The following is a 25,710-nucleotide window of genomic DNA, read 5'->3' as shown; positions in this document are numbered from 1 at the left end:
CGGCTGTTCCTCTCTAATCTAGTAATCCAGATGAATTCTCAAAAAATGCTGTATTTATGAGCAATCTACACTTCGTTTCATCTAATTGTGCTCAGTGCTTTGTGATATAGATGAATTGATATGACTTACGATATAGCGCTTAGTCATGATGCTGCTTCAAGGGGCAATTTATGAACGCTATTGCCGCGAAATAGTGCACCACCTAAAATTCAAACTGTTCGCTGGTATGAGCAGAGGGAAGGGCGTTTAATATATGATAAATCACTGATACAAAGCGATTAGTCTAATGACTAATCGACGCTTACCACCTATAATTGCGGCAAAAATTTTAGGTCAATTCAATGCAAAATCAAAATCATCATGTTGTCGTTATCGGGATATCGGGGGCGTCTGCATCCGGTAAAAGCCTATTTTCTAAAACGATAGTAAGTGATATTCGTAATGAACTCGGTGATAGTTGTATTGCAGTTATCAATGAAGACAGTTATTACAATGATCAGAGCCATATTCCAAGGGAAAAGCGTAAACTGACCAATTATGACCACCCTAAATCGATGGATCACGCCTTATTAGCAACACATTTACAAGCGCTTAAACAGGGGCAAACCATCGAGCGCCCGCAATACAATTACACAGTCAACAATCGAATGAGCGAAACAAAAACTGTGTGGCCGACTAAGATTATTGTATTAGAAGGTATACTTTTGTTTACCGACCCAGCGATTCGAGAACAACTGGATATCAGTATTTTTGTCGATACACCTTTAGATATTTGCCTGGCTCGTCGTATTCAGCGAGACATTAAAGAGCGAGGTCGTACTCTCGATTCGGTATTGGCTCAGTATCACAACACGGTACGACCAATGTATTTGCAATTTATTGAACCGTCCAAGCAGTATGCCGATGTGATTGTGCCTCGTGGCGGTAAAAACCGAATCGCGATCGATATTATTAAAAGTAAAATACGTCATTTACTGGGATCTTGAGTGCTATTCACTTGTTTTACTAAACAAAGTACACGCAGTATCACAAAGTTTATTATTATCTAATTGTCATTTACATATTATTCAAGCGCTTTTATAAGTAGGGAAAGTTATGAAGAAGTTGCTATATGGCTTTATTGCTATCGTTGTGTTGCTGCTCGTTGTGGTAGTGATTGCTGTCTCTTTGGTTGATACCAACGATGTTAAACAGCTTATTGTAAGTAAGACCAAGGAGGCCACTGGCAGAGAGCTGGTGATTGATGGCGATTTATCTTGGCGTTTTTTCCCAAGTATTGGTTTTCAGTTAGGCTCGCTTCATTTATTAGATCATCCTAACTTTGGTCAAGGGGAAACATTGAGCATTGACGGTGCAGAAATGTCGGTCGCACTCATGCCCCTATTTAGTAAGACTATTGATTTGGGTGAGATTTCGCTTTCCGGTTTATCTTTTCGTTATCAAACCAATGCTGACGGCTCAAGCAATTTGGATGATTTGACCAAAACTGGCGACGCAGCATCTCAAACAGAGCCGTCGGTCAGTCAAGCTCCTAGCGAGCAAGTCGCAACGGAAGCAGCAAGTCCTTGGAATATCAGCTTATCGGGACTTGTGATTAAAGATGCCAACATTGAACTGATTGATTTAAAAACTAATAAGACACAAAAAGTAGGCCCAATTGACTTTAAGTTAGAGGGTTTAGAACTTGGTAAAGACAATCGTTTTGAATTGACCAGCCAATACAGCGACGGAGAGTTAAGTTTAATACAGCAAGCTCACGGCATTTTGTTTGTCACTAAAGATTTTTCAAGTTTGTCAGTGAAAGACTTAGACAATAACCTTGAAATAAATGGTGATGCGATTCCGAATGGTAAAATGAATATTCAGTCTAACCTGAACTTGGAATACTTGGTTTCACAGAAAATAGCCGAACTATCTTCATTGAACGTCGATATTGATGGTAAGACTCAACTTAGCGGTAGCAGTCGTTTACAGCTTAGCGATGCCATACCAAGTTTGAGCTTTAACCTGATGATCCCATTACTAGATACTTCTGCGTTCATTAGCCCTAGCCAAGACGCTCAACAAACTGATGCGGTTAAAACTTCGCCTGAGCAGACTCCTGGCACTGAACAGGAACCTGATCTGAGTGCGCTTAAAACAATTAATCTCGACGGGCGTTTGACCATTACGAAGCTGCAGCACCAAAAATTACATTTGGAAAATATTAAGCAGCACTTAGTCATTAAAAGTGGCGTGTTAAGCCTTAAGCAGTTAAGCGCAGATCTTTATGGCGGCAAATTGGATAGCAGCGCGCTTGTGAATGGCAATGAGAAGCAAGCGAGTTATTCAATGTCGGCTAAATTGTCTGGAGTGAAAGCTCAGCCTTTGTTAAGTGATGCCGCTAACTTTGAGTTTGTTGCTGGAAAATTAGATGTCGACCTTAACCTAAAAGGTAAGGGGCTGACTTCGATGGCGGTCAAGCAGCGGATTAGTGGACCGATTAATGCGACTTTTAGTGACGGTGCAATTTATGGCATTAATATTCCACAAATGATCCGAGCTGCAACGGTATCCTTAAAAGGGGGTGATAAGCAACAAGCTCAACAAGAGCAAAAAACTGATTTTAGTGAACTGGTTATTCATACCAAACTCGGTCAGTCATTGGCTTCGGTTACTAAGGCTCAAATGGTATCCCCCTTATTAAGGGTTGATGGCAAAGGGAAAACTCATTTAGTTAACGAAAGCTTAGATTTTAGTTTTATTACCAAGGTTGTTGCCAGTTTAGAGGGACAGGGGGCTTCTAATGATTTAGCAGGTTTAGATATTCCTTTGAAAATCAGTGGATCTTGGACGCAACCAAAAGTGCAGTTAGATATGAAGAAATTACTTGAAGGCCAAGCGAAGGAAGCACTGAATAAAGAGTTGAATAAAGCCTTAGGTGGAAAAGAAGGTAATAAAAAATTATTGGATAGTTTAGGTAGCTTCTTTAAATAGAGGCATACATTATTACCAATGGAATAGAACTTTTATAATGGTCTGATGGTGCGAGTAAAGGGAACTGAGTGGATAAATTAAATGGTGTCAAATCGATTCTTGTTGTTTGTATGGGCAATATTTGTCGCTCGACAACCGCAGAAGCGGTACTCAGAGAGAAATTTAAACAGCAAGCGTTGAAGGTTAAAGTTGATTCGGCTGGCACCACCGATTACCACCGTGGTGATAAGCCAGATCCTAGAGCGATGAGAGTTGCAGAGGAGAAAGGCTATAACTTTAAAGGGATCCGTTCGCGTAAGGTTGCTGATAAAGATTTTACGAAATTTGATTTGATTCTTGCATCGGATAAAAAAAATCTTAGTTACTTGCAACAACATTGCCCTAGTCATTATAGCCACAAGTTAGCGCTGTTGTTGCCCTCTGGTGGTCTGGATATCGAAGAAGTACCAGACCCATATTACGGCAGCGTACAAGGGTTTAAACAAGTTTTGGGACTAATAGAGCAAGCTAGCGATGGCCTCATTACCAGACTAAAACTTTAAAGACCAACGAATCTATAAAAATAGATGTATTAAAAAAGGCCAGCATATGCTGGCCTTTTTGTTATACCGTTTAAAACTATTTATTCGGCTTCGTCATTGGGCTTTGTGACGAACTGGTTGAACTGCTGCTTGATATGCGTCGCGTCCCAGTTTTAATCGGCTTACGAACATAAGGTTTTTTCACTTCTTCCTGCACAGGGGCTGACCTTACTACCGGAGCTGCAGGTTTTGCCATAGCAGCAGAAGCGCTGCCCTTGGTGTCGACAGGGCTAGGCTTTAGTTTCCCGCGATTACTACGTTTCGCTTTAACAATCGCTTTTGCCGGTGCTTCGGCTTTCACTGTTTCCACAGGCGCTTCAGCTTTCGCTGTGTCTGCAGGTGCTTCAGCTTTCGCTGTGTCTGCAGGTGCTTCAGCTTTCACTGTTTCCACAGGTGCTTCTGCTTTCGCTGTTTCTGCAGGTGCTTCAGCTTCCGCTGCTGCTGCAGGTGCTTCAGCTTTCGCTGCTGCTGCTGCAGGTGCTTCGGCTTTCGCTGTTTCTGCAGGTGCTTCGGCTTTCGCTGCTGCTGCAGGTGCTTCAGCTTTCGCTGCTGCAGGTGCTTCAGCTTTCGCTGTTGCCACAGGCGCTTCAGCTTTCGCTGTTTCTGCAGGTGCTTCGGCTTTCGCTGCTACAGGTGCTTCAGCTTTCGCTGTTTCTGCAGGTGCTTCAGCTTTCGCTGTTTCTGCAGGTGCTTCAGCTTTCGCTGTTTCTGCAGGCGCTTCAGCTTTCGCTGTTTCTGCAGGTGCTTCAGCTTTCGCTGTTTCTGCAGGTGCTTCAGCTTTCGCTGCTGCTACAGGTGCTTTAGCTTTCGCTGCTGCTACAGGTGCTTCAGCTTTCGCTGTTTCTGCAGGTGCTTTAGCTTTCGCTGTTTCTGCAGGTGCTTCGGCTTTCCCTGTTTCTACAGGTGCTTCGGCTTTCACTGTTTCTGCAGGTGCTTCTGCTTCTGGGTAACGTGAATCGACGGCTTCTGCGTTAGTTTCCGCTTTTGGTAAGTCATTAAAGCGTTTACGCCCAGCATTGCTTGAAGAACGACGACGGCGTTTAGGTTTAACGACTTCTGCTTGTTCAGTCTCAGTTGCGTTTAGCGCATTTTCAAGTGAAGTCGATTCCGCCGCTTTTGCCTTTGCCTTTGCTTTTGGTGTAATCTCTTGACTAACCTTTTCTGCAACCGATGCATTTTGGCTGAGTTCTTCGGATACTTCAGTTGTCATACGCACTTTTTTACGCAAATTACGACGTTCTCTACGTTCTTTTACGCGTTGCTCTTTTGGTGCAGCCGCTTCTTTTGGCGCTTTAGATACTTGCGATTTTTCTGCAACGGCAGTATTCGAAGTGTTTACGCTTGCTTTTGCTTCATCGTTTAGTGCGTTGTTGCGTCCACCTTTATTATTCCGCGGTTCTTTACGGCGACGGTTGTTGCTGCTGTTTTCGCCGCGGCTGCGTTCTGTTCGCTCTTGGGTTTTGCCATTACGCTTATCATTTCGAGGATTATTGCGTCGAGGATTACGCTTGTCCTTCTCATTCGACTGACTGCGTGGCGCTGGTTTAGCAGCCGGTGCTTCTTCGGTTTTAAATAGGCCAGAAATAAAAGCAACGATACGGGCGCCCAGAGAAGGTCCGCTGGTTTGTTGGACTTCAGCTTTAGGGCTCTTAGCTAAAGGCTTAGGCGCTGCAGTCGGGGCAGGGGCCGCTGGAGCAGAAAAGCCTTGTAAAACGGGTTGTTCTGCCTCAGTTTTTTCCTTGGCTACTTGGTTTGGTTGATATACCGGAGATGGATTTTCAGCGGTCAATTGATAACTGGTTTCTTGAGTCTCTTCGCCACTACGAACCCGAGTCACATCATAATGTGGTGTTTCCATGTGCTGATTTGGGATAATAATCAAGCGAACATCATGACGTTTTTCTAGTTTGTTAATCGCGACCCGTTTCTCATTCAATAAATAAGCGGCGACTGGCACTGGGACTTGAGCGTGTACTTCAGAGGTGTTTTCTTTTAACGCTTCTTCTTCAAATAAACGGAGGATCGAAAGCGCCAAAGATTCATTATCTCGAATAGTACCTTGACCACTACAACGAGGACAAATGTGGGTGCTAGATTCCCCCAAAGAAGGGCGTAAGCGTTGTCGAGACATTTCCAATAAACCAAAGCGAGAAATTCGACCAATTTGCACTCGCGCACGATCTTGACGGATGGCGTCACGGAAGCGATTTTCGACTTCTCGCTGATTTCTAACAGGTGTCATATCGATGAAGTCGATAACCACCAAGCCACCAAGGTCACGCAAACGAAGTTGACGAGCTATTTCATCTGCAGCTTCTAAGTTGGTTTGTAAGGCTGTTTCTTCAATATCTCCGCCTTTTGTCGCTCGGGCCGAGTTAATATCAATAGAAGTTAAGGCTTCGGTCGGGTCAATTACAATGGAACCGCCAGAAGGAAGGCGAACTTCACGCTGAAATGCAGACTCAATTTGTGATTCGATCTGATAATGATTGAACATTGGTACTTCGCCTTCGTAGCGTTTCACGCGATTAACGAAGTCGGGGCGAACCAAGTCGATATGTTTTTTCGCTTGTTCAAAGATAGTTTTGTTATCAATTAAGATCTCACCAACATCGCGACGAAGGTAATCACGAATAGCCCGAACAATCACGTTACTTTCTTGGTGAATTAAAAATGGGGCTTGTTTTGACTTGGATGCATCAATAATTGCACCCCAATGATTAAGTAGAACTTTTAGGTCCCACTGTAATTCTTCAGCTGACTTACCAACACCTGCAGTACGAACGATTAAGCCCATACCTTTAGGTAGCTCTAATCCGTTCATCGATTCTTTTAATTGGGTTCGCTCATCACCTTCGATACGACGAGATATGCCTCCGGCACGCGGATTATTTGGCATTAAAACCAGATAGCTACCCGCCAAACTTATAAAAGTGGTCAAGGCCGCGCCTTTGTTGCCACGTTCTTCTTTATCGATTTGAACGATGACCTCTTGGCCTTCCTTGATCACTTCCTTAATACTGGGGCGGCCTTGATAAACATAGCCTTCGGGGAAGTATTCTTTAGCTATTTCCTTCATGGGAAGGAAGCCATGACGTTCTGCGCCATAGTCAACAAATGCAGCTTCTAAACTAGGCTCTACGCGAGTAATTTTACCTTTGTAGATATTCGCTTTTTTCTGTTCGTGACCAGGACTTTCTATGTCTAAGTCGTATAGCCGCTGGCCATCGACCAATGCAACGCGCATCTCTTCTAGCTGCATTGCATTAATTAACATTCTTTTCATTTATATTGCCTTGGGGTTTGTTTGATTAAAACAACCTCACAAGCAGCAATTAACCTGCCTTAAATGGCCAGACCCTGTGTTTTTTGTTAGAGCGATTAGGTAACCTCTCGGTTAGCTACTCTAATCCTTAGGGCGCATTTTGGCGCTTTTATAAATAATAAGTGCCGCAAAAAAGTCTTGCAGAACTGAAAAATCTATTCTATATAGCGTTGATTTAAGGCAAGTATTTTTGATTGCCTATCAGGTTGCTATGAAAATTCTTACTATCAAGCTTTGCGTTTTTTACAAAAAATAACAGCTTGAAGTTGGTGCCAAATTAGGAAAATGTTTAAAAACGGGCACTTTAAGCCTGTTAAATATAGCAAAGCTATATTTTTCCATCAAATTATTTATGAACATGTTACACTTTTTGCTATGAATACCGAAAATAAAGCGGTTCAGATGGTCACGGTAAGTGACGACGAGGCTGGACAAAGAATAGATAACTTCCTCCTAAAGCGGCTAAAAGGGGTTCCTAAAAGTCGTATTTACCGTATTTTACGCAAAGGAGAGGTTAGGGTTAACAAAAAGCGGGTAAAGCCCGAATATAAGTTACTAACTGAAGACTTGGTCAGGATCCCGCCGATTAGGGTCGCGGAGCCGAATAGTTTACCTTCAAATAAACTTAATCAAGTGACTCAACTCGAACAACAAATTATCTATGAAGATGATTATTTGTTAGTTTTGAATAAACCCTCTGGGATGGCAGTACACGGTGGCAGCGGATTAAGTTTTGGTGTGATTGAAGCACTGCGCTCATTGCGCCAAGATTGCCGCTATCTGGAATTGGTGCATCGCATCGACCGTGATACATCGGGATTACTGGTTGTCGCGAAGAAACGTAGCGCGTTGCGAGAAATGCATCGACAGTTAAGAGAGAAGCTTGTTCAGAAGGACTATCTCACTTTAGTTCATGGTCAGTGGCCTAAAGGAACTAAATCGGTAGACGCGCCACTGCGAAAGAATGCCTTGGCTTCTGGCGAACGTGTTGTGGTGGTTGACCCAATGGAAGGGAAACAATCTCTTACTCGCTACAAAATAGAACGACGTTACACCGATATGACCTTGATGAAAGCCAGCCCGGTCACCGGACGAACTCATCAAATCCGTGTACATAGCCAATATGCAGGGCATAGTATTGCTGGTGACGATAAGTATACGGATAAGAAACTCATCGCCGAAGTTGCCGATATCGGCTTACATCGTCTATTTCTGCATGCTTGGCAGATCCGCTTTGAACATCCAGGCACTCAACAGCAAATGCAGTTGACTGCGCCATTAGATCCTAAGTTACAAGCGGTTTGCGATTGTTTAAAGCCGATTTAGGTGAAGTGAGGGAGGTGAGCCTCCCTTTGGCTTTTGCCTGCCATCTATTGCTAAACCAGCAATGTGAAGCCCTGAGCCTCAAGTAAAGCACATAGCTTAATTAACGGTAATCCGATTAAGCTATTTGGATCATCTCCGCGTAGGTGTTTGAACAATACAATACCCGTACCTTCGCTTTTAAAGCTGCCCGCACAATTATAAGGTTGTTCGAGCTGAAGATATCGTTCGATGAGCTCAATGCTTAAATCTCTGAATTTAACTTCAAAGGGTTCAACCAAGCTATTCATTTGTTTATTTTCACTATTATATAAAGCCATGCCGGTATAAAAGGTAATTGTTTGACCGCTGGCTTCAGTGAGTTGCTTAATTGCAGTTTGGTGATCCCCTGGTTTGCCGACAATCTTGTGGTTAATACAGCAAACTTGGTCGGAGCCTATAATCAAATGTTGCTGAAATTGAGACTCACCAGCTATCGCTTTTTGTTCAGCTAGGCGCTTAACCAAGTGCTCGGCTGTTTCATTTGCGAATGGTGTCTCATCTATATCGGGATTGAAAGTGCTAAACTCAGGAACGATTTTCTGAAGTAACTGTTTTCTGAACGGGGAGCTCGAGGCAAGAACTAGGCGATTTTTCATCGTTTTTTAACCAAAAATGAGAGAACGATGATTTTAAACACAATCTTCAGCAATGGCGATGCTTTAAAGCCATGAAAAAAGCAGAATTTGTTTTGACTATCGCTAACTGTAACTATATTATGCGCGCCTTATGCAGAAAGTGAAATTACCAGTAGAGATTGACCCGTTTAGGGCGGCTAAGCGAAAGTTAGACTATCAAGGTACTCTTGAGGTTAAGCGTTTGCCCCGTCTAAGCGAAGCAAGCTTGAAAGTGAATAGTGATGTAGACGTCTGGTTACGCTTTGAAACTGACCCTCTTGGGTTGGTTGTCGTTCAAGGCAGAGCGTTAACTGAGGTGGAGTTGGAATGCCAACGTTGTGGTGAAGCGTTTAGTTACGCCATTGATGTTGAGTTTACCTATTCGCCAGTCTGCGATGAATCGCAAGTGGAAGCGTTAACTGAAGATTACGAACCACTACAACTTAATGACGATAACTACTTTGTTGTGCAAGAGTTGATCGAAGACGAGCTATTATTGGCGTTACCGATTATTCCTAGACATTCATTAAGCGATTGTTTAGTGAAAGAAAGCGAACAAGTATTTGGCGAGATTGAGGAAGTAGAGGAAGAATCGAAACCGAATCCATTTGCAGTGTTAGAAAGTTTAAAAAAGAAAGACTAGGAGACTGGGTCAATGGCTGTTCAGAAAAGTAAAGTTACACGTTCAAGACGTGGCATGCGCCGTTCACACGACGCAATTGAAAACAATGTTGCATTAACAACTGACGCAACTTCAGGTGAACTTCACCGTCGTCACCATGTTACTGCTGACGGTTTCTACCGCGGTAACAAGGTAATCAACAAGTAAATTTTTGCATTTTGCAAAAAATTACAATTGCAGTTGATGCAATGGGGGGCGATGTTGGCCCCCATGTTACAGTGCCTGCCGTTGCGCAGGCACTTAACTATTACCCTCATCTTAATATTATCTTAACTGGCGACAAGCAGGTGGTTGAGACTTTGCTCGTTAGCCACAAAATCAATCTTCACCCTCGATTCAATTTTATTCATACCTCACAGGTAGTGAGTGCGAATGATAAACCGTTAATCGCACTTCGTTCCCGTCGACATTCATCGATGCGCCTTGCCTTAGACCTAGTTCATCAGCGCCAAGCTGATGCTTGCATCAGTGCCGGTAATACTGGTGCTTTAATGGCGATGGCCAAGGTTGTGCTAAAGCTGCTTCCGGGGATCGAACGCCCTGCATTGGTCAGTCATTTACCCGAGGAAAATGGGCGAGGCAGTTTATTATTGGATTTGGGTGCGAATTCGAGTTGTGACTCCGATGTTTTAATGCAATTTGCCCTAATGGGTTCTGCTTTGGCCGAGAGTGTCTGGGGAATGACTCGTCCACGGGTTGCATTACTAAATATTGGTGAGGAACAAATTAAGGGTAACGATGTCGTAAAACAAACGGCCCAACTTCTTGAAAACTTAAACGCAATAAATTATATCGGCTTTGTCGAAGGTAATCAGTTATTTAGTGGTAAGGCTGACGTGATCGTGTGCGATGGTTTTGTTGGTAATGTTGCACTAAAAACAGCGGAAGGTGTCTCTCAGCTGATACTGTCAAAATTAAAAAACCAATTTGATGTAAATTGGTTTGCGCGTTTTGTACTCAAACTATTTCTTCCGAGTTTTAAAACTCAGTTAAAACAACTGAACCCCGACCAGTATAATGGCGCCAGTCTGTTAGGATTGCGCGGTATTGTGATTAAAAGTCATGGTCATGCCGATGAACAAGCATTTCTTCAAGCTATTCATCAAGCGGTTGCCGAAATACAGCAACAAGTTCCTAGCCGTATTACCGACAAACTTGAATCATTATTAATTGATAAGCATTAAATCATTTATGTACTCAAAAATTTTATCTACCGGTAGTTACCTACCAATTAACGTGAGAACCAACTCTGATCTTGAGCGCATGGTAGAGACGAGCGATCAGTGGATCACTGATCGTACAGGGATTAAAGAGCGTCGAATTGCGGGTAACGATGAGTCTGTTGCAGACATGGGATTTTATGCAGCACAGTTGGCAATTGAGCGTGCAGCTATTGACAAAAGCAACATTGGCTTAATCATCCTTGCCACGACTTCAAGCGAAAATGCATTTCCCGCTGCGGCCTGTGAAGTGCAAGCTAAATTGGAGTTACCCGGGGTTCCCGCTTTTGATATCGCCGCAGCTTGCGCAGGTTTTACCTATGCACTGAGTGTTGCGGACCAATATATTAAGAGTGGTCTTGTTAAAACCGCGTTAGTTATCGGCGCAGACAAGTTGTCTCATATGTGTGATCCCGATGATCGTTCCACCATTATTCTTTTCGGCGATGGTGCTGGCGCAGTTCTATTGGGAGCAAGCGAAGAACCCGGAATTTTGTCTACTCATATTCATGCTGATGGTCGATTTGGTGAATTGCTTAAATTACCTCATCCACGCCGTGGTATGTCAGGCTCTACCATGGAATCATATATGAGCATGAGTGGTAATGAAGTATTTAAAGTTGCCGTGACTCGCCTCAGTGAAATTGTGACCGATACATTGCAGGCAAACGGAGTCGAAAAATCAGCATTAGATTGGTTAGTTCCTCACCAAGCTAACTTTAGAATTATTAAAGCCACAGCCAAAAAGCTCGCTATGCCGATAGAGAAAGTTGTGTTGACTTTGGACCGACATGGTAATACTTCGGCGGCATCAGTGCCGATTGCTTTAGATGAAGCGGTAACCGATGGTCGCATTCAACGCGGGCACCTTGTATTATTAGAGGCCTTTGGTGGCGGTTTTGCATGGGGCAGTGCCCTAGTTAGATTTTAACAATTAGGATAGAAGATGAATAATTTAGCATTCGTATTTCCAGGCCAAGGTTCACAAAGTGTGGGCATGTTGGCTGAATTGGCGAACGAGTATTCTGTGGTAGTGGATACCTTAAAACAAGCATCTGAAGTTCTAGGCTATGATTTAGCCGAACTTATTGCGAATGGGCCTGTCGAAGATTTGAATGTTACCAGTCGTACTCAACCTGCATTATTAGCCACATCAGTCGCCCTATGGCGACTTTGGCAGGAACTTGGTGGCACAATGCCAAGCTTATTAGCTGGACACAGCTTAGGCGAGTATTCAGCCTTAACTTGCGCCGGTGTATTAGATTTTGCTGATGCACTGAAGTTGGTTGAATACCGTGGCCAGTTGATGCAACAAGCTGTTCCTGCTGGGGTTGGTGCCATGTCTGCAATCATTGGTTTAGGTAATCAAGACATTATTGATGCTTGCGAGAAAGCTGCGCAAGACCAAGTGGTGACAGCGGTTAATTTTAACTCTCCGGGTCAAGTGGTTATCGCCGGGCACAAAGAAGCAGTCGAGCGAGCCAACGTATTATGTAAAGAAGCGGGTGCAAAAAGAGCCTTGCCATTGCCGGTAAGCGTACCGTCTCACTGCGCGTTAATGCAGCCTGCAGCCGATGAACTAGCAGGCTATATTGAAGGGATTCAATTCTCTGAGCCCAAATTCGACGTGATTAATAACGTTGATGTTGCCATTGAGAAAGATGCCAAAGCGATTAAATTAGCGTTAATTAAGCAGCTTTATAGCCCGGTACGTTGGACTGAAACCATCGAAGCCATGGCAGCCAAAGGCATTGAAACTGTATATGAGTGTGGTCCGGGCAAAGTATTGACTGGATTGGTAAAACGAATTCATAAACCATTGGTAGCAGCGACTATTAATGATTTGACATCGATTAAGTCTGCATTAGATAAGTAACGAGGAATATTGATGACTTTACAAGGTAAAGTAGCACTAGTAACGGGAGCCAGTCGTGGAATTGGTCGCGCAATCGCCGAAACGTTGGTTGCCAAAGGCGCTATCGTTATTGGTACCGCAACATCGCAGAAAGGGGCGGAGTCAATCGGTGACTACCTCGGAGAGCATGGTACAGGGCTCGCTTTGGATGTAACCTCCAGCGAATCTATTCAGCAGTTGTTTATCGATATTAAAGCAAAATATGGTGATATCGATATTTTGATCAATAATGCTGGGATTACTCGCGATAACCTGTTGATGCGAATGAAAGATGACGAATGGGAAGACATAATCAATACTAATCTCAGCTCTATCTTTCGTTTAAGTAAAGCGGTATTACGCTCGATGATGAAAAAACGCCATGGGCGTATTATCAGCATCGGCTCCGTTGTTGGCACGATGGGGAATGCGGGTCAGGCAAATTATGCGGCTGCGAAAGCCGGTGTACTTGGTTTCACCCGTTCTTTAGCGCGCGAAGTTGCCTCTAGAGGGATCACCGTAAATGCGATTGCTCCTGGTTTTATTGAAACAGATATGACTCGGGCACTTGACGAGAATCAACGTGGTGCTATCTTGTCGCAAGTGCCTATGGGCCGTTTAGGTGATGCTGAAGAGATTGCAAAGACGGTTGCATTTTTGGCCAGCGACGATGCTGCTTATATTACCGGTGAAACCATTCATGTGAACGGCGGAATGTACATGGTTTAAGCAATGGCTTAAAAAAAACGCAAAAAATTGATAGATCGCAAGTTTTTCATAAAAATAACTACGAAAAATGTGGTTAGACCACTACGGTTAGGCTTGCAAAGTATCTCGGTTTGAATACACTATCGCAACAACGCAGAAGCGTATTACTAAGGAAAAATATTGTCATGAGTGCAATTGAAGAACGTGTTAAAAAAATCATCATTGAGCAACTTGGTGTAAGTGAAGACGAAGTTAAAAACGAAGCGTCTTTTGTTGATGACCTAGGTGCTGATTCTTTAGATACAGTAGAATTGGTTATGGCTTTGGAAGAAGAATTTGATACTGAGATTCCTGATGAAGAAGCTGAAAAAATAACTACTGTACAAGCTGCAATTGATTACGTTCTAAATAATCAAGATTAGTTAAAAAGTGGGCGACATAGGTCGCCCATTTTGCATCCCCCTAAGATAAGTAAATCCCCCCTTGGAGGCATTTCAGTGACTAAGCGTAGAGTCGTTGTTACTGGTATTGGTGCGTTATCACCAGTAGGTAATACCGCTGAATTAACTTGGCAGGCACTCAAAGCAGGCCAAAGTGGTATTGGGCCAATTGAGCATTTCGATATATCCGCATTTCCCACCCGTTTTGCTGGTCTCGTTAAAGACTTCAATGTAGAACAGTTCATGAGTAAGAAAGATGCTCGTAAAATGGACGCGTTTATTCAATATGGTGTCGCTGCTGGCATCATGGCTTTCGAAGATTCGGGTATTGAAGTCTCCGAAGAAAACGCTGACCGGATTGGTGTATCAATTGGTTCGGGCATTGGCGGATTAGGCTTAATTGAGCAAAATCACGAACATTATTTAAAAAATGGACCGCGTAAAATTAGTCCGTTTTTTGTTCCATCAACCATTATCAATATGGTAGCTGGGCATCTTTCTATTATGAAAGGCCTTAAAGGACCGAACATTGCGGTTACAACAGCCTGTACCACAGGCGCTCATGCTATTGGTTTGGCTGCCAGAATGATCGCCTATGGCGATGCTGATACGATGGTGGCTGGCGGTGCTGAAAAAGCATCAACTCATTTAGGTATGGGCGGTTTTGGTGCTGCCAAAGCGCTATCCACTCGCAACGATGATCCATCAAAGGCGAGTCGGCCTTGGGATCAGGATCGCGATGGTTTTGTATTAGGCGATGGCGCTGGCGTGATTGTGCTTGAAGAATATGAAGCGGCAAAAGCTCGTGGCGCTAAGATTTATGCAGAGCTCGTTGGTTTTGGGATGAGTGGTGACGCTTACCATATGACATCTCCACCAGCTGACGGTGATGGTGCTGCACGTTCGATGGCAGCAGCGATTAAAGATGCCGGCATTGATGCTGCGGATATTGATTACATTAATGCCCACGGTACCTCGACTCCGGCAGGTGATATCGCAGAAACTCAAGCGGTGAAAACGGTATTTGGTGAACATGCTAAAACTGTATTGGTTAGCTCTACTAAATCGATGACCGGTCATCTATTAGGTGCCGCAGGCGCTGTTGAAGCGATTATTTCTGTATTAGCAATCCGTGATCAAATCGCTCCGCCAACCATCAACTTGGAAAACCCAAGTGAAGGTTGTGATTTAGATTATGTGGTTGGTCAAGCACGCGAAGCTAAAATCGATTACGCTTTATCCAATTCTTTTGGTTTTGGTGGCACCAACGGTTCGTTAGTATTTAAGAAAGTTGACGATTAAACTCACTTCGATACTATGAAAAATTGAAAGCCTGATGTTCATATCAGGCTTTTTTATGTTTAGGGGCATCACAATTGAAAGTGGTTAACGTTAATAGTCATGATCGTGGTTTAAACTATGGAGATGGTTTTTTCACCACGGTGTTAATTGCTCAAGGCAAACCTGTGTTATGGGATTACCATTGCCAGAGACTGGTAGCCGCGCAACAACAATTGGGATTTCCACAACTTGATTTAGATAGTCTGTACATAGAACTATTAAGTCGAATTGAGCATCCACATGCGGTTGCAAAAATATTGATTTCCCGAGGTGTCGGTGGGCGAGGGTATGCAATTCCAGACAAAGTTGAACCGACGCTGCTTATTTCGATGTCTGCTTACCCCGAGCATTATACATGTTGGCAACAAGATGGCTTAAGTTTAGGGGTGGCCGGCCAACGCTTGGCAGCTGGCTGTAGCTTTTCTTCCATAAAGACGCTCAATCGTTTAGAGCAAGTGATGTTACGTAAGGAAGCGGATCAATCTAAGTTTGATGATTTGATTTGTCTGGATATTTTTGATCACATGATTGAATGTGTATCTTCTAATTTATTCTGGTTAAAAGGAAATACGCTATATAGTCCTGATCTCAAGACGGCTGGTGTCGCAGGGATCCAGCGTCAGTTTCTGATGGACCACTGTCATCATTCGCCTTACAAATGGCAGGTAGGCCAATTTCAACTTGATGAACTCGCAGCAGCAGATGAAATTTTTATTAGCAATGCCGTGCTCCAGTTTGCACCTATAAAACAGTTCAATGAGCGAGTATTCACAGAGCATCATGCTTGTCGTTGGTTTCAACAGTTGGTAATTCGTTTTGCGTAAATTTTTTATTAGCGTCATGCTGTTAGCCATGTTGGTAAGCATTGGCTTTATAAGTTTCAAACATTTTCTGGAACAACAATGGAACCAAGAGAGGAGCAGCCAAGTGGCATTGCTTGCTGTTGAGCCAGGCGATAATTTTTATAAGATGGCTAACTTGGCATTTACTGATGCCGAGCAAGACAATTGGTGGTTAAGGTTTTGGATTAAGCTCAATCCACAATTTGGGAAGATAAAAGTTGGTCACTACCAACTGGCTAAACAGCTTAGCTATGCGACGCTTAGTCAGTTGTTAACGAGCGGTAATGTGGTGCAGCTGAAAGTAAGTTTGATTGAAGGGGAAACCTTTAAACAATTTTGGCAAAAGTTAAACCAAGCCGAAGGCATCAAATCGAGTTCGAAAACTGAGCAAGAACTAGCCTCTTGGTTGGGCAGTGAACGGAGCAAGTTAGAAGGTTTGTTGTTACCGGAAACCTATTTTTACGTCCACGGCACTTCTGCGGAAGAAATTGTTAAACGAGCCTATTTAGCTTTAGACAAAACACTGCTTGCTCATTGGCAGCTACGGGATAAAAATTTACCTTTAGCCAAACCCTATGACGCGCTTATTTTAGCCTCTATTATTGAAAAGGAAACGGGCGCAAAATTCGAGCGTCCGCGAATTGCATCGGTATTTATTAACCGTCTAAATAAAGGCATGCGTTTACAAACCGATCCTACGGTTATTTATGGCATGGGGGACCGTTACGATGGTAATATTCGTCGTAAAGATCTACGTGAGGCTACCGAATATAATACTTATGTAATTAAAGCCTTACCGCCCACACCGATAGCGATGGCGAGTGAAGACGCTATCGCTGCAGCCTTAAACCCTGAACACACCCAATATTTATATTTTGTCGCGAAGGGTCGTGGTGAACATTATTTTTCAAAATCGCTAGCAGAGCACAATCGTGCTGTACGTAAATACATTTTAAAGAAGTAGATGATGACTCCTGGAAAATTTATTGTAATAGAAGGCTTGGAAGGCGCAGGTAAAAGCAGCGCAGTTAGCGCGATTAAAACGGTCCTGAATCACCGTGATATCCCATTTATTAGCACCCGAGAGCCCGGTGGAACGCCAATTGCTGAAGCCCTACGAGACATTGTGAAGCAGGGGATGGCAAACGAACATGTATGTGATAGTACGGAATTGTTGCTGATGTATGCCGCGCGCGCGCAATTGGTAGAAACGCTGATCCGTCCCGCTTTAGCGAACGGTACCTGGGTTATCGGTGATCGCCATGACTTAAGTTCACTCGCCTATCAAGGTGGCGGGCGAGAGCTGGGAATGGCCAAGCTAAAAGCGATTAAGCAGATTGCAATTGGTGATTTTGAACCTGATCTCACCTTGTACTTAGATATTGAGCCGAGTTTAGGTTTGAGTCGAGCCCGCCAGCGCGGGGAGCTCGATCGTATCGAGCAGCAAGATTTGAGCTTCTTTGAACGTACTCGAGAAGTTTATCTACAGCAAGTTGCAGAAAAAGAGAGCATCATGCTTATCGATGCCAGCCAAAACATGGAGCAAGTCGCCGCGTCCATTACGGCGATACTTATCCAATATGTAGATAATATCTAAGCGAGAGTCATTTATGAGTTTGCCCTGGTTAGGCCCAATTTGGAAGCAGTTAGCTTCACAGCTACAACAACAGCACTTTCCTCAATCCATACTATTAAGAGGAGAGAAAGGCCTGGGCAAGCAGCAAATGGCACAATTTCTTGCGAAAACACTGTTATGTACTGAACAGACTCACCAAGCTTGTAATGCTTGTCATAGCTGTCAGGTATTTGAGGCGAATAATCATGGTGGCTTGTATCAGGTGAATCAAGACAAGCCAAAGCTTGATGATATTCGAGCGCTTAGCGCTTGGGCGGGCCAAACTAGTCACCTCGGGCCACATAAGGTTGCTATTATTCACGATATTAGCTTACTCAACGATGCTTCTAATAATGCCTTATTGAAAACACTTGAAGAACCTGTTGATGGCACCTTTTTCATACTCATTAACCACTTACCGTTTAAAGCGATGCCAACCATTCGCAGTCGTTGCCAATCATTTAACCTTCCAACTCCACCACTTGAGTTAGTCAAAACTTGGCTGGTGAAACAAAAAATAAGACTCGATGAAAATTTTCTGCTGATACACCGTTTTTGTAATGGTGCGCCGTTAATCATGGCTGAGTTTTATCGCCAGCAATCACTGAAAGATTTACAGCTGTTTTTAACGCAGTACCAGCAGATGGTTCATGGTCAAACACATAAACTCGGCGATATAATACAAAAACAACCGGCACAACTATCATGGTTAGGCCATACGCTGGCTTTAAGCAGCAGTATTCGTGGAGGATTACTTAATCAAGCATTGTTCCCACAATTACCAGTCAAGCAGTTATCAGCTTCAACCTTAAACAAAGCCTACCAAGATTGGTTATTGTTGGTGAAACAGCTAGAATCATTTCCAAGTTTAAATCTTGGCCAGCAGCTCTACCCATTATTCAATCGATTTAAGGAACCCGTTTCGTGTTAGTTGACTCTCATTGCCACTTAGACCGATTAGATTACCCAGGCAAACATAACAATGTCGCCGATGCTTTAAGTAAAGCGAAACAAGCGGGGGTCGATTATTGTTTGGCGGTTGCTATTTCGCCGGATAAGTTTCCGGCGATGATGGAAAAAGTCGAACAATTCGATAATGTATTTGCCTCTTGTGGTATGCATCCATTGTATGTTCAAGAGCAAGCCTTCGATAAAGCTTTACTCGCTCAATATCTTCAGCAAGCTAAAGTGGTTGCTGTGGGTGAAACTGGCTTAGACTATTTTTATGCAAAAGAACATAAAGAGTTACAGCAGACTGTATTTATTGAGCAGATCCAATTAGCGGTTGAATACAACAAACCTTTAATTGTGCATACTCGTGATGCTCGAGACGATACCCTACGTTTATTGGCTGAGCATCGGGCAGAGCAATGTGGCGGTGTATTACACTGTTTTACCGAAAGTTTAGAGATGGCTCTCGCGGCCATCGAAATGGGTTTTTATATATCAGCGTCTGGCATTATTAGTTTTAATTCAGCAAAAGAATTACAAAAGACCTTTAAGCAGATCCCCCTCGAACGTATTCTCGTTGAAACGGATAGTCCTTACTTAGCGCCGATCCCACATCGCGGTGAAGAGAACCAACCAGCCTATACCCGGGTGGTAGCGGAGTGTTTAGCGAATATCAAAGGCATCAGTTTTGAGCAAGTCGCAGAACAGACCAGTCATAATTTCTTTGAGTTATTTAGTTTAGCTAAACCTTAAAAAGACATCTCCACTCTAATCCTTGAGTGGAGAGTAGGGGAAGGGCTCTTTAAAGAGCCTTGCGCTAATAATCATTTAATTCCAATCTAACTAATTATCTGTTCATTTTTGTTGGCCCAAATCACTGCTAACGGGGTTATGTATCTTGTAGTTAGAGTCACTAGTGACTTCACTTCATGCCTCGTTATCGGCAGATTTATTGTGCGCAATAAGTTACTCATATGATGAATCAGATTGGTATAAGTCTAGCTGTCAACACTGACTTTGCAAACTCAATATAGGCCTTTGTCTTTGACCAATTCTCGCGGGTAAGCATTCTTAATTTTGTTGCGGATCCACTTTCCTAAACCAATCACTTGGTCTTTATAAATTAAGGCTACTTCACCACGATTACTATTTGGGTAGGCGATATCTTTTCCCTGATAAAAGTGATGTGCTTGCTGTTCATCAAGTGTGACCGTATTTTTCCCGATCAAAGCGCCTAAGCTGGTGATCGCATCATGGCTGGTTCGAAAACCTTGCTTGAATGATTCGGCAAGCTTTAGACCAACTCGTTCAAAACGCATTTCATCCTTTATGGCTAAGAACGTATCGGGGATTAACCAATAGCTGTCGCCCTTTATAAATACGCTATAGGATTCTGGCAGACTTAAAGCAAAACCATCCGTAAAGTGCCGTTTAATCGCTTGGCATTGTTTGGTATTGGCTTTATGGTAAGTAAAACCCTTAATATTTTTTTGTATTTTCTCTGCTGACAATCCATGCGTTGTTTTACGCAGGGCTGCAACAAAGAAGCCTTCACTATCGAAATATTGCGGCCATATATGCAAGTAACCTTCCTCGGTTAAGGCTCGCTCAGCACCGGGAAATAAATCGGCAAGTTGAAGTGGGGCTAACTGCTTCGGATATTCAGACATCAAGCGGGAGATAACTTGCTGGTTTTCTTGTCGATTGAGGGTGCAGGTGGAATATACCAATAAGCCTTCAGGCTTCAAAGCAAACAGAGCACTTTCCAAGAGCTTAAATTGTAAGGCGGAGATCTCGCTCAGGTGCTGTTCACTCCAGTTTTCTAAGGCTAAGGGATCTTTTCTTAAGGTGCCTTCACCAGAGCATGGTGCATCCAATAAAATGGCATCAAATTTTTCAGGCATCCACTGGCCAAATACTTCCGCGCTAAAGTGAGTGATAGCAGCGTTATTTACACCACAGCGTAATAAGTTTGCACTAAGCACTTTAATTCGACTAGCTGAAAACTCATTGGCAATGATGACGCCACAACCGTTGAGCTGAGCGGCAATTTGAGTGGTTTTTGACCCTGGGGCGGCGGCGGCATCCAAAATGAGGCTGTCGTCTTGTCCTTGGTAAAAATTAAACAAAGCACTCACTGGCAACATCGAGCTTGCTTCTTGGATATAAAATAGCCCGGCCATATGTTCAGCAGTATTACCTAAAGAAACACTGTCTTCTGCACGATCGATCCAAAAGCCTTGTTCACACCAAGGAATAGGCTGCAATTGCCAATCAAGTTGGTCTGCAAGGCTGATAAATGCCGAGACCGATATTTTTAAAGTATTGACTCGAATACTCTTGCGCAAAGGTTGTTGGCATATGTCTTTAAAGCTTGCCAAACTCAAATCGTTAGGTAGATCTTGTTCAATACGCGAAATGAACTGGCTGGGAAAGTTAATCGTTTTCGACAAAATAAATAGATTTCAGTTAAGGTTGAATTGATGGGCTCCATTGTAGCCATTTTTCATCATAAGTGGACTGCAATTCAAACTTATCTTCGTTTGCGGCTGCTTTCGCTAAGGGCAGTTTATCTGGAGTTGCAAAAGCAATCCCCCCACTGAGTAGTGTTTCCATTGAATCCACTCGAATGTCTGCGCCACTTAAACCCAGTTTCACATCGATACCGGATGCATTCCAAAAAAGGCTATTGGCTCTCACTAAGTGACGATATTTAGAGTTTATCTTCAGTCTAGCCATGATTTTAGAACCATCAAGGCTTAACTTAGCTGCATCGACTTTACCCACCTGGTATTGCTTATATAACACTGGGCTACCAACTTTCAAAGAACCAAAGTGGCTAGCACTAAGCCACACAATCAAGGCCTTACGATCGGTATTGGGTTGCTGTTTATGTAAACTAAATTCTAGCCTAGGCTGACCTTTGCCAGGTAAGGCACTGATAAAGTCACCTTTTACTAGCGTGTCTAAGTTTTTAACAGAAGAAAGGCTGAGCTGTGCACTCTCTTGCCAATAGAGGCTACCAGTTCGAGCAAAATTACGATAATAAGGATAATCAAGTTCAGCTGTTGCGGTTAATCCGCTGAGCGAATCGTCAAAGCTTAAATCGACGATTCTTCCAATTTGCTGGCCTTGGTATTTTATTGGCATATGCCGGCGTAAACCTTGAGCATCTTGACTATGCAGCTTGATGGTCAGTTGTCGTTTGGTCGCAGATTGCTTATCTTTGTGGACTATTCTCTGGGTTTCTTTGGCTAATTGATCAAACTGGTCAACACTTATTCCGCCAATCATTAGGCTTTTGAGCGACTCACTATTCACTGATAGCCCATCAAGGCTGGCTTGAATTTCGATGCCTGATGCGTGCCAAAAACGGCTGTGGTTGGTGATAAGGTGTCTATATTGCCCTTCAATGATAAGATCAATTTGTAACTCGCCATTCGCGGCCAATTGATAATGGCTCACTTTTCCTATCGGTAATTTGTGGTATAGAACCGGCGAGCCTTCTCCAAGTGAGCCCAATTCTTCAGTCATTAAACGTAACTTAAGCGCCGGTTGCGATTTCTCTTTAGAAAGTTTCGCAGCTTGTTGGTTTGGGTAGAGAGTGAATTGTTTTTGGGTCGAAGCGGTGGTGCTTGTTCCCGGCATTAAGACAATCGGCGTGTTTAAAAAACCACTTAAGCCACTACTTTCCACACTAATACCATTGATGTCAGCTCGCAGAGCTAAGGGACTCTGTAAGTAGAAACGACTATTTTTTGAAACCAGTGATACATAATCAGGCTCAATAAAGGCATCTATCTCAAAATGACGCTTAACTAAACGTATATTACTTAATTGACCAATGCTCAGGCCTTGATAGATAACAGGACTACCAATGGTAAGATCGCGCACGTTATCGCTTAGTAAGCGTAACGACTTACTGCCTAAAGGTGGTTTTACGGTTTGCGATAATCGAAAGCTATTTTGTAGTTCTTGAGGGGAGGGGTCGCTATAGACTTCAATTTGTTTTGCACCGATCAAAGCATCAATATTTTTGAACCCCTTAAGACTGATGTTCGGTTTAATTAGTACCAGTTGTGTGCTCTGGTTAAACAGCCCTTCGTACTTGGGTTCAACTAGAGCTTTGGCCACAAAATCATCTTGGCTACTGTTAGTGTTTATCTCAGTAATGAAACCGACGACAGCGCCGCGATAGAGCAATTTACTACGTTGCGCAATCAGGCCATATTGTTTTGCCATGGTAATTTCAATGACTTTGCCGCGATGGGCCTCTTGCAAGTTATTAAAAAGTTTAAATTGGTGACCCTTGACTGCGACAGGAGAATCTGGGGGGCTATCAAAACTGATCCCGCCCGTAATAACACTGGCTAAACCTTCACTGCTAATTTGCATCCCGTCCAGAGAGATATCGGCTTTAAAACCACTTACATTCCAAAAGTGCGAATTAGTCTTCACTAAATGTGCAAATTGCGGCTTAATCAAGATGTCAAATTCAACTTGTAGGTCATTTTTAAGCTGAAATCGCTGTACATCCCCAACCTTGATCTTTTTATAGTAGATACCGGAGCCGATATTTAAAGAACCTAAATCAGCGGCACTTAGTTTTAAGTTTAAACCTTCCCCACGCACTATATTGGGAGGCTCATTTAGCGCGACAAACTGTTCGGCAAGTTCTCCAGTTCCTGGATTTAGTTCGATGTAGTTTCCGGATACTAAGGCATCTAAACCGCTAATTTCGGTGATTGATGCTTTTGGACGAACTAACCAGAACTGGGCATCGCTAGTAAGAAGACTTTCTGCTTCGCGTTTGATTTCAACTTTTACCACCACGCCCTGAAGTTTAGGACCCAGTTTGACTGACTTAACCACACCGATATCGAGCCCTTGGTAAAATACTTGGGTTTGACCTGTTGTGATGCCTTGGGCGCTTTCGAAAACAATATCAATTTTTATCCCCGCTTCTGACCAGGCCTTAAATAGTAACCATCCGCCGAGTAATACAGCCAAAATGGGTAGCAGCCAAATGGGAGAAATAATTCGTTCTTTTTTATACTCTGCGGTACTAATTTTATTCAATTTCTTTATCCCAAATGAGTCTGGTATCGAAAGACTTCGCAGCAAATAAGGTCAATAGCACCACTGCACCAAAGGCAGTTGCCCCTGCACCCGCTTCCACGCCAACCAAATTATTACGCTCAAATACCGCGATCATAATCGACAATACAAATAAATCTAACATTGACCACTTACCTATAATGTCGATGATCCGATAAATAACAATACGTTGCTTGTTAGTTAAGTTAAAACGGAAATGTAAGCTTAATAATATGACCGCTAAGCCGATGAGTTTCATGACCGGAACAACAATACTGGCGACAAAAACCACAATGGCAATTCCGACCATGTCATCTTTAATCAATGAAGCGACTCCCGACATAATGGTTTCGTATTGCGGAGCCCCCCGAGTAGTCAGCACCGTAATCGGTAATAAATTCGCAGGGAATAGACCGATGGTAGCGGTGATAACGAAAGCCCAACAGCGCTGTAAACTATTCGGTAATCGACTATGCACTGGCATATGACAACGTGGACAAGTCGCCTGTTCAACTGGCATCGTTAATTCGCAATGCCTGCATAACTTTAAACCGAGTTGTTTAGCTGATGTGAACATAACGATCCCAATAATCAGCCGCTCGATAGCGTTGAACCAAATAAGTGGACAAAAACAAGGTGGTACAAATACACCATAGCCCGTAACCTAGGTGGATATCTGCAAAATCAACCAGTTTAACTAAGGCCACTAAAAAGCTGACGATATACACTTCGATCATGCTCCAATCAATTAAGTCGTCTTGAAAGTGCAGCGCGGTAGCCAAACCGGGCGATTTCCAAGCGATTGCGAGGCTAAAAGACGTGTAAGAAACTAAACTAAAAAGTAAGATTGGCGCAATAAAACTGGCAAGAAAAACACAAAAGCCGACTAAATAATGCCCATGTTCCAGCAATAATACCGTGCCACGCAGTATGTTTGCTGAGTTAGGGATCCCTAATACTGTGAAGCTGAGTAGCGGGTAGGTATTGGCGAGAATAACCATGACTAAACAGGCTAAAGAAAGCGCTAGTTGACTTGAAAAACGAAGCGAAGAACCACGAAATAACACCTGGTCACAGCGGGGACAAGTGGTCACTTGGCCAGCCTTACATTGTTGCTGCTTTTCGAGCAACAAGTCACAGCTAGGGCAAATGGACAGCTTTGATATTTCTAAAGAATTCATAGTTATGTATATTAGCTCAACTAAGCTACAGAATACTGCATAATTTTTCTCTCTAGTAGTTTTGTGATTGATGATGCATAATAACCTGTACATAAAAACAGTAGATGGAGGCAGCCGTGGCTGTAATTATTAAATATGTCGTCGAACGTAACGGTGTAGAAAAAATGACTTTTAGCTCAAAAAAACAAGCCGACAGTTACGACAAGATGTTAGATGTCGCCGATCAGCTTACTTTATTAGTGAAACATGCCGATCCTAAAATGAGTGAGGCGCAAGCTGAAAACCTAGGTTACTTCTTGTCTTTGCAACGCAATGCGGTGCAACAGTTATTAAAAGGCCAAGAGTTTTCGGAATCAATGATTGAAGCAGAAGAGGAATAGCGCTTGCAGCAAGTTTCTAGCAGGTATCTAACCCTCGCCAAGCAAATTTCAGCCTTGCTTGATAGAGATTTACCCTATATTTCTAATTTGGCTAATTTTTCGGCCTTGTTATGGATGGAGTTAGAGCATATTAATTGGGTCGGCTGCTATCTCATTAATCAAAGCAACGACACATTGTTGTTAGGTCCTTTTCAAGGCAAACCAGCTTGTAGCTCCATTGTTGTGGGCAAAGGTGTCTGCGGAGAAGCCTTCGCCAAACAAAGCTCTATCTGTGTTCCCGACGTCCACCAGTTTCCCGGCCATATTGCTTGTGATGGCGCAAGCGCGTCGGAAATCGTGGTCCCGTTTCATCTAAATGGTCGACTGATAGGAGTGATTGATATCGATAGCCCACAGCTTTCACGATTCGACGATTCTGATCAAATTGGTATCGAGTATTTAGTTAAAGAGCTAGAAAATAACTTATCAGAAGTGCATTTTTAATGGCTTTTCAATATA

Annotated in this window: 25 protein-coding genes; 19 read left to right on the top strand and 6 right to left on the bottom strand. The window is 43.2% G+C overall.

Features of this window, described 5'->3' with window-relative positions:
* Positions 1–341: 341 nt before the first annotated feature.
* From udk to ACRRSX_RS11705, 3 genes are all read left to right on the top strand, one after another.
* Complete coding sequence (gene udk / locus ACRRSX_RS11715; RefSeq protein ID WP_432453029.1) at positions 342–986, top strand: uridine kinase; 645 nt, start codon at positions 342–344, stop codon at positions 984–986.
* A 109-nt stretch (positions 987–1,095) separates the two neighbouring features.
* Positions 1,096–2,976 carry an AsmA family protein gene (locus ACRRSX_RS11710; protein ID WP_432453030.1) on the top strand — a complete coding sequence of 627 codons (1,881 nt, stop codon included), beginning with the start codon at positions 1,096–1,098 and terminating at the stop codon, positions 2,974–2,976.
* 110 nt (positions 2,977–3,086) lie between these two features.
* Positions 3,087–3,518 carry a low molecular weight protein-tyrosine-phosphatase gene (locus ACRRSX_RS11705; protein WP_432456178.1) on the top strand — a complete coding sequence of 144 codons (432 nt, stop codon included), beginning with the start codon at positions 3,087–3,089 and terminating at the stop codon, positions 3,516–3,518.
* 76 nt (positions 3,519–3,594) lie between these two features.
* Here ACRRSX_RS11705 and rne read toward each other — a convergent pair whose 3' ends face one another.
* On the bottom strand, positions 3,595–6,843 hold the full coding sequence (gene rne / locus ACRRSX_RS11700; RefSeq protein WP_432453031.1) for a ribonuclease E: 3,249 nt from the start codon (positions 6,841–6,843) through the stop codon (positions 3,595–3,597).
* A gap of 414 nt (positions 6,844–7,257) precedes the next feature.
* Between rne and rluC the strand changes: the two genes are divergently transcribed.
* Positions 7,258–8,208 (top strand): 23S rRNA pseudouridine(955/2504/2580) synthase RluC, encoded by a 951-nt coding sequence (gene rluC / locus ACRRSX_RS11695; protein ID WP_432453032.1) that lies wholly within the window; start codon positions 7,258–7,260, stop codon positions 8,206–8,208.
* 50 nt (positions 8,209–8,258) lie between these two features.
* On the opposite strand, the gene ACRRSX_RS11690 is transcribed toward rluC, so the two are convergent.
* Positions 8,259–8,843, bottom strand: a complete 585-nt coding sequence (locus ACRRSX_RS11690) for a Maf family protein (RefSeq protein ID WP_432453033.1) — start codon at positions 8,841–8,843, stop codon at positions 8,259–8,261.
* Between the two features lie 130 nt (positions 8,844–8,973).
* On the opposite strand from ACRRSX_RS11690, the gene yceD reads away from it, so the two are divergent.
* From yceD to ACRRSX_RS11625, 13 genes are all read left to right on the top strand, one after another.
* A complete protein-coding gene (gene yceD, locus ACRRSX_RS11685) occupies positions 8,974–9,504 on the top strand; it encodes a 23S rRNA accumulation protein YceD (RefSeq protein WP_432453034.1) in 531 nt (176 codons plus the stop codon).
* Positions 9,505–9,516: 12 nt separating this feature from the next.
* Positions 9,517–9,690, top strand: coding sequence for a 50S ribosomal protein L32 (gene rpmF, locus ACRRSX_RS11680; protein ID WP_432453035.1), 174 nt, complete (start codon positions 9,517–9,519; stop codon positions 9,688–9,690).
* 11 nt (positions 9,691–9,701) lie between these two features.
* On the top strand, positions 9,702–10,727 hold the full coding sequence (gene plsX / locus ACRRSX_RS11675; protein WP_432453036.1) for a phosphate acyltransferase PlsX: 1,026 nt from the start codon (positions 9,702–9,704) through the stop codon (positions 10,725–10,727).
* Positions 10,728–10,734: 7 nt separating this feature from the next.
* Entirely contained in the window at positions 10,735–11,694 is a 960-nt protein-coding gene (locus ACRRSX_RS11670) for a beta-ketoacyl-ACP synthase III (protein ID WP_432453037.1), read from the top strand.
* A gap of 15 nt (positions 11,695–11,709) precedes the next feature.
* Positions 11,710–12,639, top strand: coding sequence for an ACP S-malonyltransferase (gene fabD, locus ACRRSX_RS11665; protein WP_432453039.1), 930 nt, complete (start codon positions 11,710–11,712; stop codon positions 12,637–12,639).
* 12 nt (positions 12,640–12,651) lie between these two features.
* Entirely contained in the window at positions 12,652–13,386 is a 735-nt protein-coding gene (fabG, locus tag ACRRSX_RS11660; RefSeq protein WP_432453041.1) for a 3-oxoacyl-ACP reductase FabG, read from the top strand.
* A gap of 164 nt (positions 13,387–13,550) precedes the next feature.
* Complete coding sequence (acpP, locus tag ACRRSX_RS11655) at positions 13,551–13,787, top strand: acyl carrier protein (protein ID WP_016403339.1); 237 nt, start codon at positions 13,551–13,553, stop codon at positions 13,785–13,787.
* A 75-nt stretch (positions 13,788–13,862) separates the two neighbouring features.
* On the top strand, positions 13,863–15,107 hold the full coding sequence (fabF, locus tag ACRRSX_RS11650; protein WP_432453042.1) for a beta-ketoacyl-ACP synthase II: 1,245 nt from the start codon (positions 13,863–13,865) through the stop codon (positions 15,105–15,107).
* Between the two features lie 80 nt (positions 15,108–15,187).
* The gene (gene pabC, locus ACRRSX_RS11645; protein ID WP_432456179.1) at positions 15,188–15,970 is read left to right on the top strand and encodes an aminodeoxychorismate lyase; all 783 of its coding nucleotides are present in this window, start codon (positions 15,188–15,190) and stop codon (positions 15,968–15,970) included.
* Positions 15,963–16,952 carry an endolytic transglycosylase MltG gene (gene mltG / locus ACRRSX_RS11640; protein ID WP_432453043.1) on the top strand — a complete coding sequence of 330 codons (990 nt, stop codon included), beginning with the start codon at positions 15,963–15,965 and terminating at the stop codon, positions 16,950–16,952. The genes pabC and mltG overlap by 8 nt, the downstream gene beginning before the upstream one ends.
* Complete coding sequence (gene tmk, locus ACRRSX_RS11635; protein WP_432453044.1) at positions 16,953–17,585, top strand: dTMP kinase; 633 nt, start codon at positions 16,953–16,955, stop codon at positions 17,583–17,585. It abuts the gene before it with no gap.
* 13 nt (positions 17,586–17,598) lie between these two features.
* The gene (locus ACRRSX_RS11630; RefSeq protein ID WP_432453045.1) at positions 17,599–18,534 is read left to right on the top strand and encodes a DNA polymerase III subunit; all 936 of its coding nucleotides are present in this window, start codon (positions 17,599–17,601) and stop codon (positions 18,532–18,534) included.
* Complete coding sequence (locus ACRRSX_RS11625; RefSeq protein WP_432453046.1) at positions 18,528–19,307, top strand: TatD family hydrolase; 780 nt, start codon at positions 18,528–18,530, stop codon at positions 19,305–19,307. Before ACRRSX_RS11630 ends, ACRRSX_RS11625 begins: the two co-directional genes overlap by 7 nt.
* A gap of 272 nt (positions 19,308–19,579) precedes the next feature.
* Here the strand turns inward: ACRRSX_RS11625 and rsmF are convergent, their stop codons facing one another.
* Genes rsmF through ACRRSX_RS11605 form a run of 4 tightly spaced genes read right to left on the bottom strand, consistent with a single transcriptional unit; the run spans position 19,580 to position 24,745 of the window.
* Entirely contained in the window at positions 19,580–21,007 is a 1,428-nt protein-coding gene (gene rsmF / locus ACRRSX_RS11620) for a 16S rRNA (cytosine(1407)-C(5))-methyltransferase RsmF (protein ID WP_432453047.1), read from the bottom strand.
* A 16-nt stretch (positions 21,008–21,023) separates the two neighbouring features.
* Positions 21,024–23,633: an MlaD family protein gene (locus ACRRSX_RS11615; protein WP_432453049.1), complete on the bottom strand. Its 2,610-nt coding sequence runs from the start codon at positions 23,631–23,633 to the stop codon at positions 21,024–21,026.
* Complete coding sequence (locus tag ACRRSX_RS11610; protein WP_432453050.1) at positions 23,626–24,228, bottom strand: paraquat-inducible protein A; 603 nt, start codon at positions 24,226–24,228, stop codon at positions 23,626–23,628. Before ACRRSX_RS11610 ends, ACRRSX_RS11615 begins: the two co-directional genes overlap by 8 nt.
* Positions 24,212–24,745: a paraquat-inducible protein A gene (locus ACRRSX_RS11605; protein WP_432453051.1), complete on the bottom strand. Its 534-nt coding sequence runs from the start codon at positions 24,743–24,745 to the stop codon at positions 24,212–24,214. The genes ACRRSX_RS11610 and ACRRSX_RS11605 overlap by 17 nt, the downstream gene beginning before the upstream one ends.
* Before the next feature lie 203 nt (positions 24,746–24,948).
* Here ACRRSX_RS11605 and ACRRSX_RS11600 point away from each other — a divergent pair, with 203 nt between their 5' ends.
* Both ACRRSX_RS11600 and ACRRSX_RS11595 read left to right on the top strand, forming a co-directional pair.
* A complete protein-coding gene (locus ACRRSX_RS11600) occupies positions 24,949–25,212 on the top strand; it encodes a YebG family protein (RefSeq protein WP_432453053.1) in 264 nt (87 codons plus the stop codon).
* A gap of 3 nt (positions 25,213–25,215) precedes the next feature.
* The gene (locus ACRRSX_RS11595) at positions 25,216–25,695 is read left to right on the top strand and encodes a GAF domain-containing protein (RefSeq protein WP_432453054.1); all 480 of its coding nucleotides are present in this window, start codon (positions 25,216–25,218) and stop codon (positions 25,693–25,695) included.
* Positions 25,696–25,710: the final 15 nt, after the last annotated feature.

This window comes from Agarivorans sp. QJM3NY_30, assembly GCF_050870855.2.
Lineage (GTDB): Bacteria > Pseudomonadota > Gammaproteobacteria > Enterobacterales > Celerinatantimonadaceae > Agarivorans.
Note: the sequence above shows the minus strand (reverse complement) of the source record. Positions and strands in the feature narration are given on the sequence as shown.

Coding starts and splice junctions, on each gene's coding strand:
- udk (WP_432453029.1), top strand. CDS start 342: ATGCAAAATCAAAATCATCATGTTGTCGTTATCGGGATATCGGGGGCG.
- ACRRSX_RS11710 (WP_432453030.1), top strand. CDS start 1,096: ATGAAGAAGTTGCTATATGGCTTTATTGCTATCGTTGTGTTGCTGCTC.
- ACRRSX_RS11705 (WP_432456178.1), top strand. CDS start 3,087: ATGGGCAATATTTGTCGCTCGACAACCGCAGAAGCGGTACTCAGAGAG.
- rne (WP_432453031.1), bottom strand. CDS start 6,843: ATGAAAAGAATGTTAATTAATGCAATGCAGCTAGAAGAGATGCGCGTT.
- rluC (WP_432453032.1), top strand. CDS start 7,258: ATGAATACCGAAAATAAAGCGGTTCAGATGGTCACGGTAAGTGACGAC.
- ACRRSX_RS11690 (WP_432453033.1), bottom strand. CDS start 8,843: ATGAAAAATCGCCTAGTTCTTGCCTCGAGCTCCCCGTTCAGAAAACAG.
- yceD (WP_432453034.1), top strand. CDS start 8,974: ATGCAGAAAGTGAAATTACCAGTAGAGATTGACCCGTTTAGGGCGGCT.
- rpmF (WP_432453035.1), top strand. CDS start 9,517: ATGGCTGTTCAGAAAAGTAAAGTTACACGTTCAAGACGTGGCATGCGC.
- ACRRSX_RS11670 (WP_432453037.1), top strand. CDS start 10,735: ATGTACTCAAAAATTTTATCTACCGGTAGTTACCTACCAATTAACGTG.
- fabD (WP_432453039.1), top strand. CDS start 11,710: ATGAATAATTTAGCATTCGTATTTCCAGGCCAAGGTTCACAAAGTGTG.
- fabG (WP_432453041.1), top strand. CDS start 12,652: ATGACTTTACAAGGTAAAGTAGCACTAGTAACGGGAGCCAGTCGTGGA.
- acpP (WP_016403339.1), top strand. CDS start 13,551: ATGAGTGCAATTGAAGAACGTGTTAAAAAAATCATCATTGAGCAACTT.
- tmk (WP_432453044.1), top strand. CDS start 16,953: ATGATGACTCCTGGAAAATTTATTGTAATAGAAGGCTTGGAAGGCGCA.
- ACRRSX_RS11630 (WP_432453045.1), top strand. CDS start 17,599: ATGAGTTTGCCCTGGTTAGGCCCAATTTGGAAGCAGTTAGCTTCACAG.
- ACRRSX_RS11610 (WP_432453050.1), bottom strand. CDS start 24,228: ATGTTCACATCAGCTAAACAACTCGGTTTAAAGTTATGCAGGCATTGC.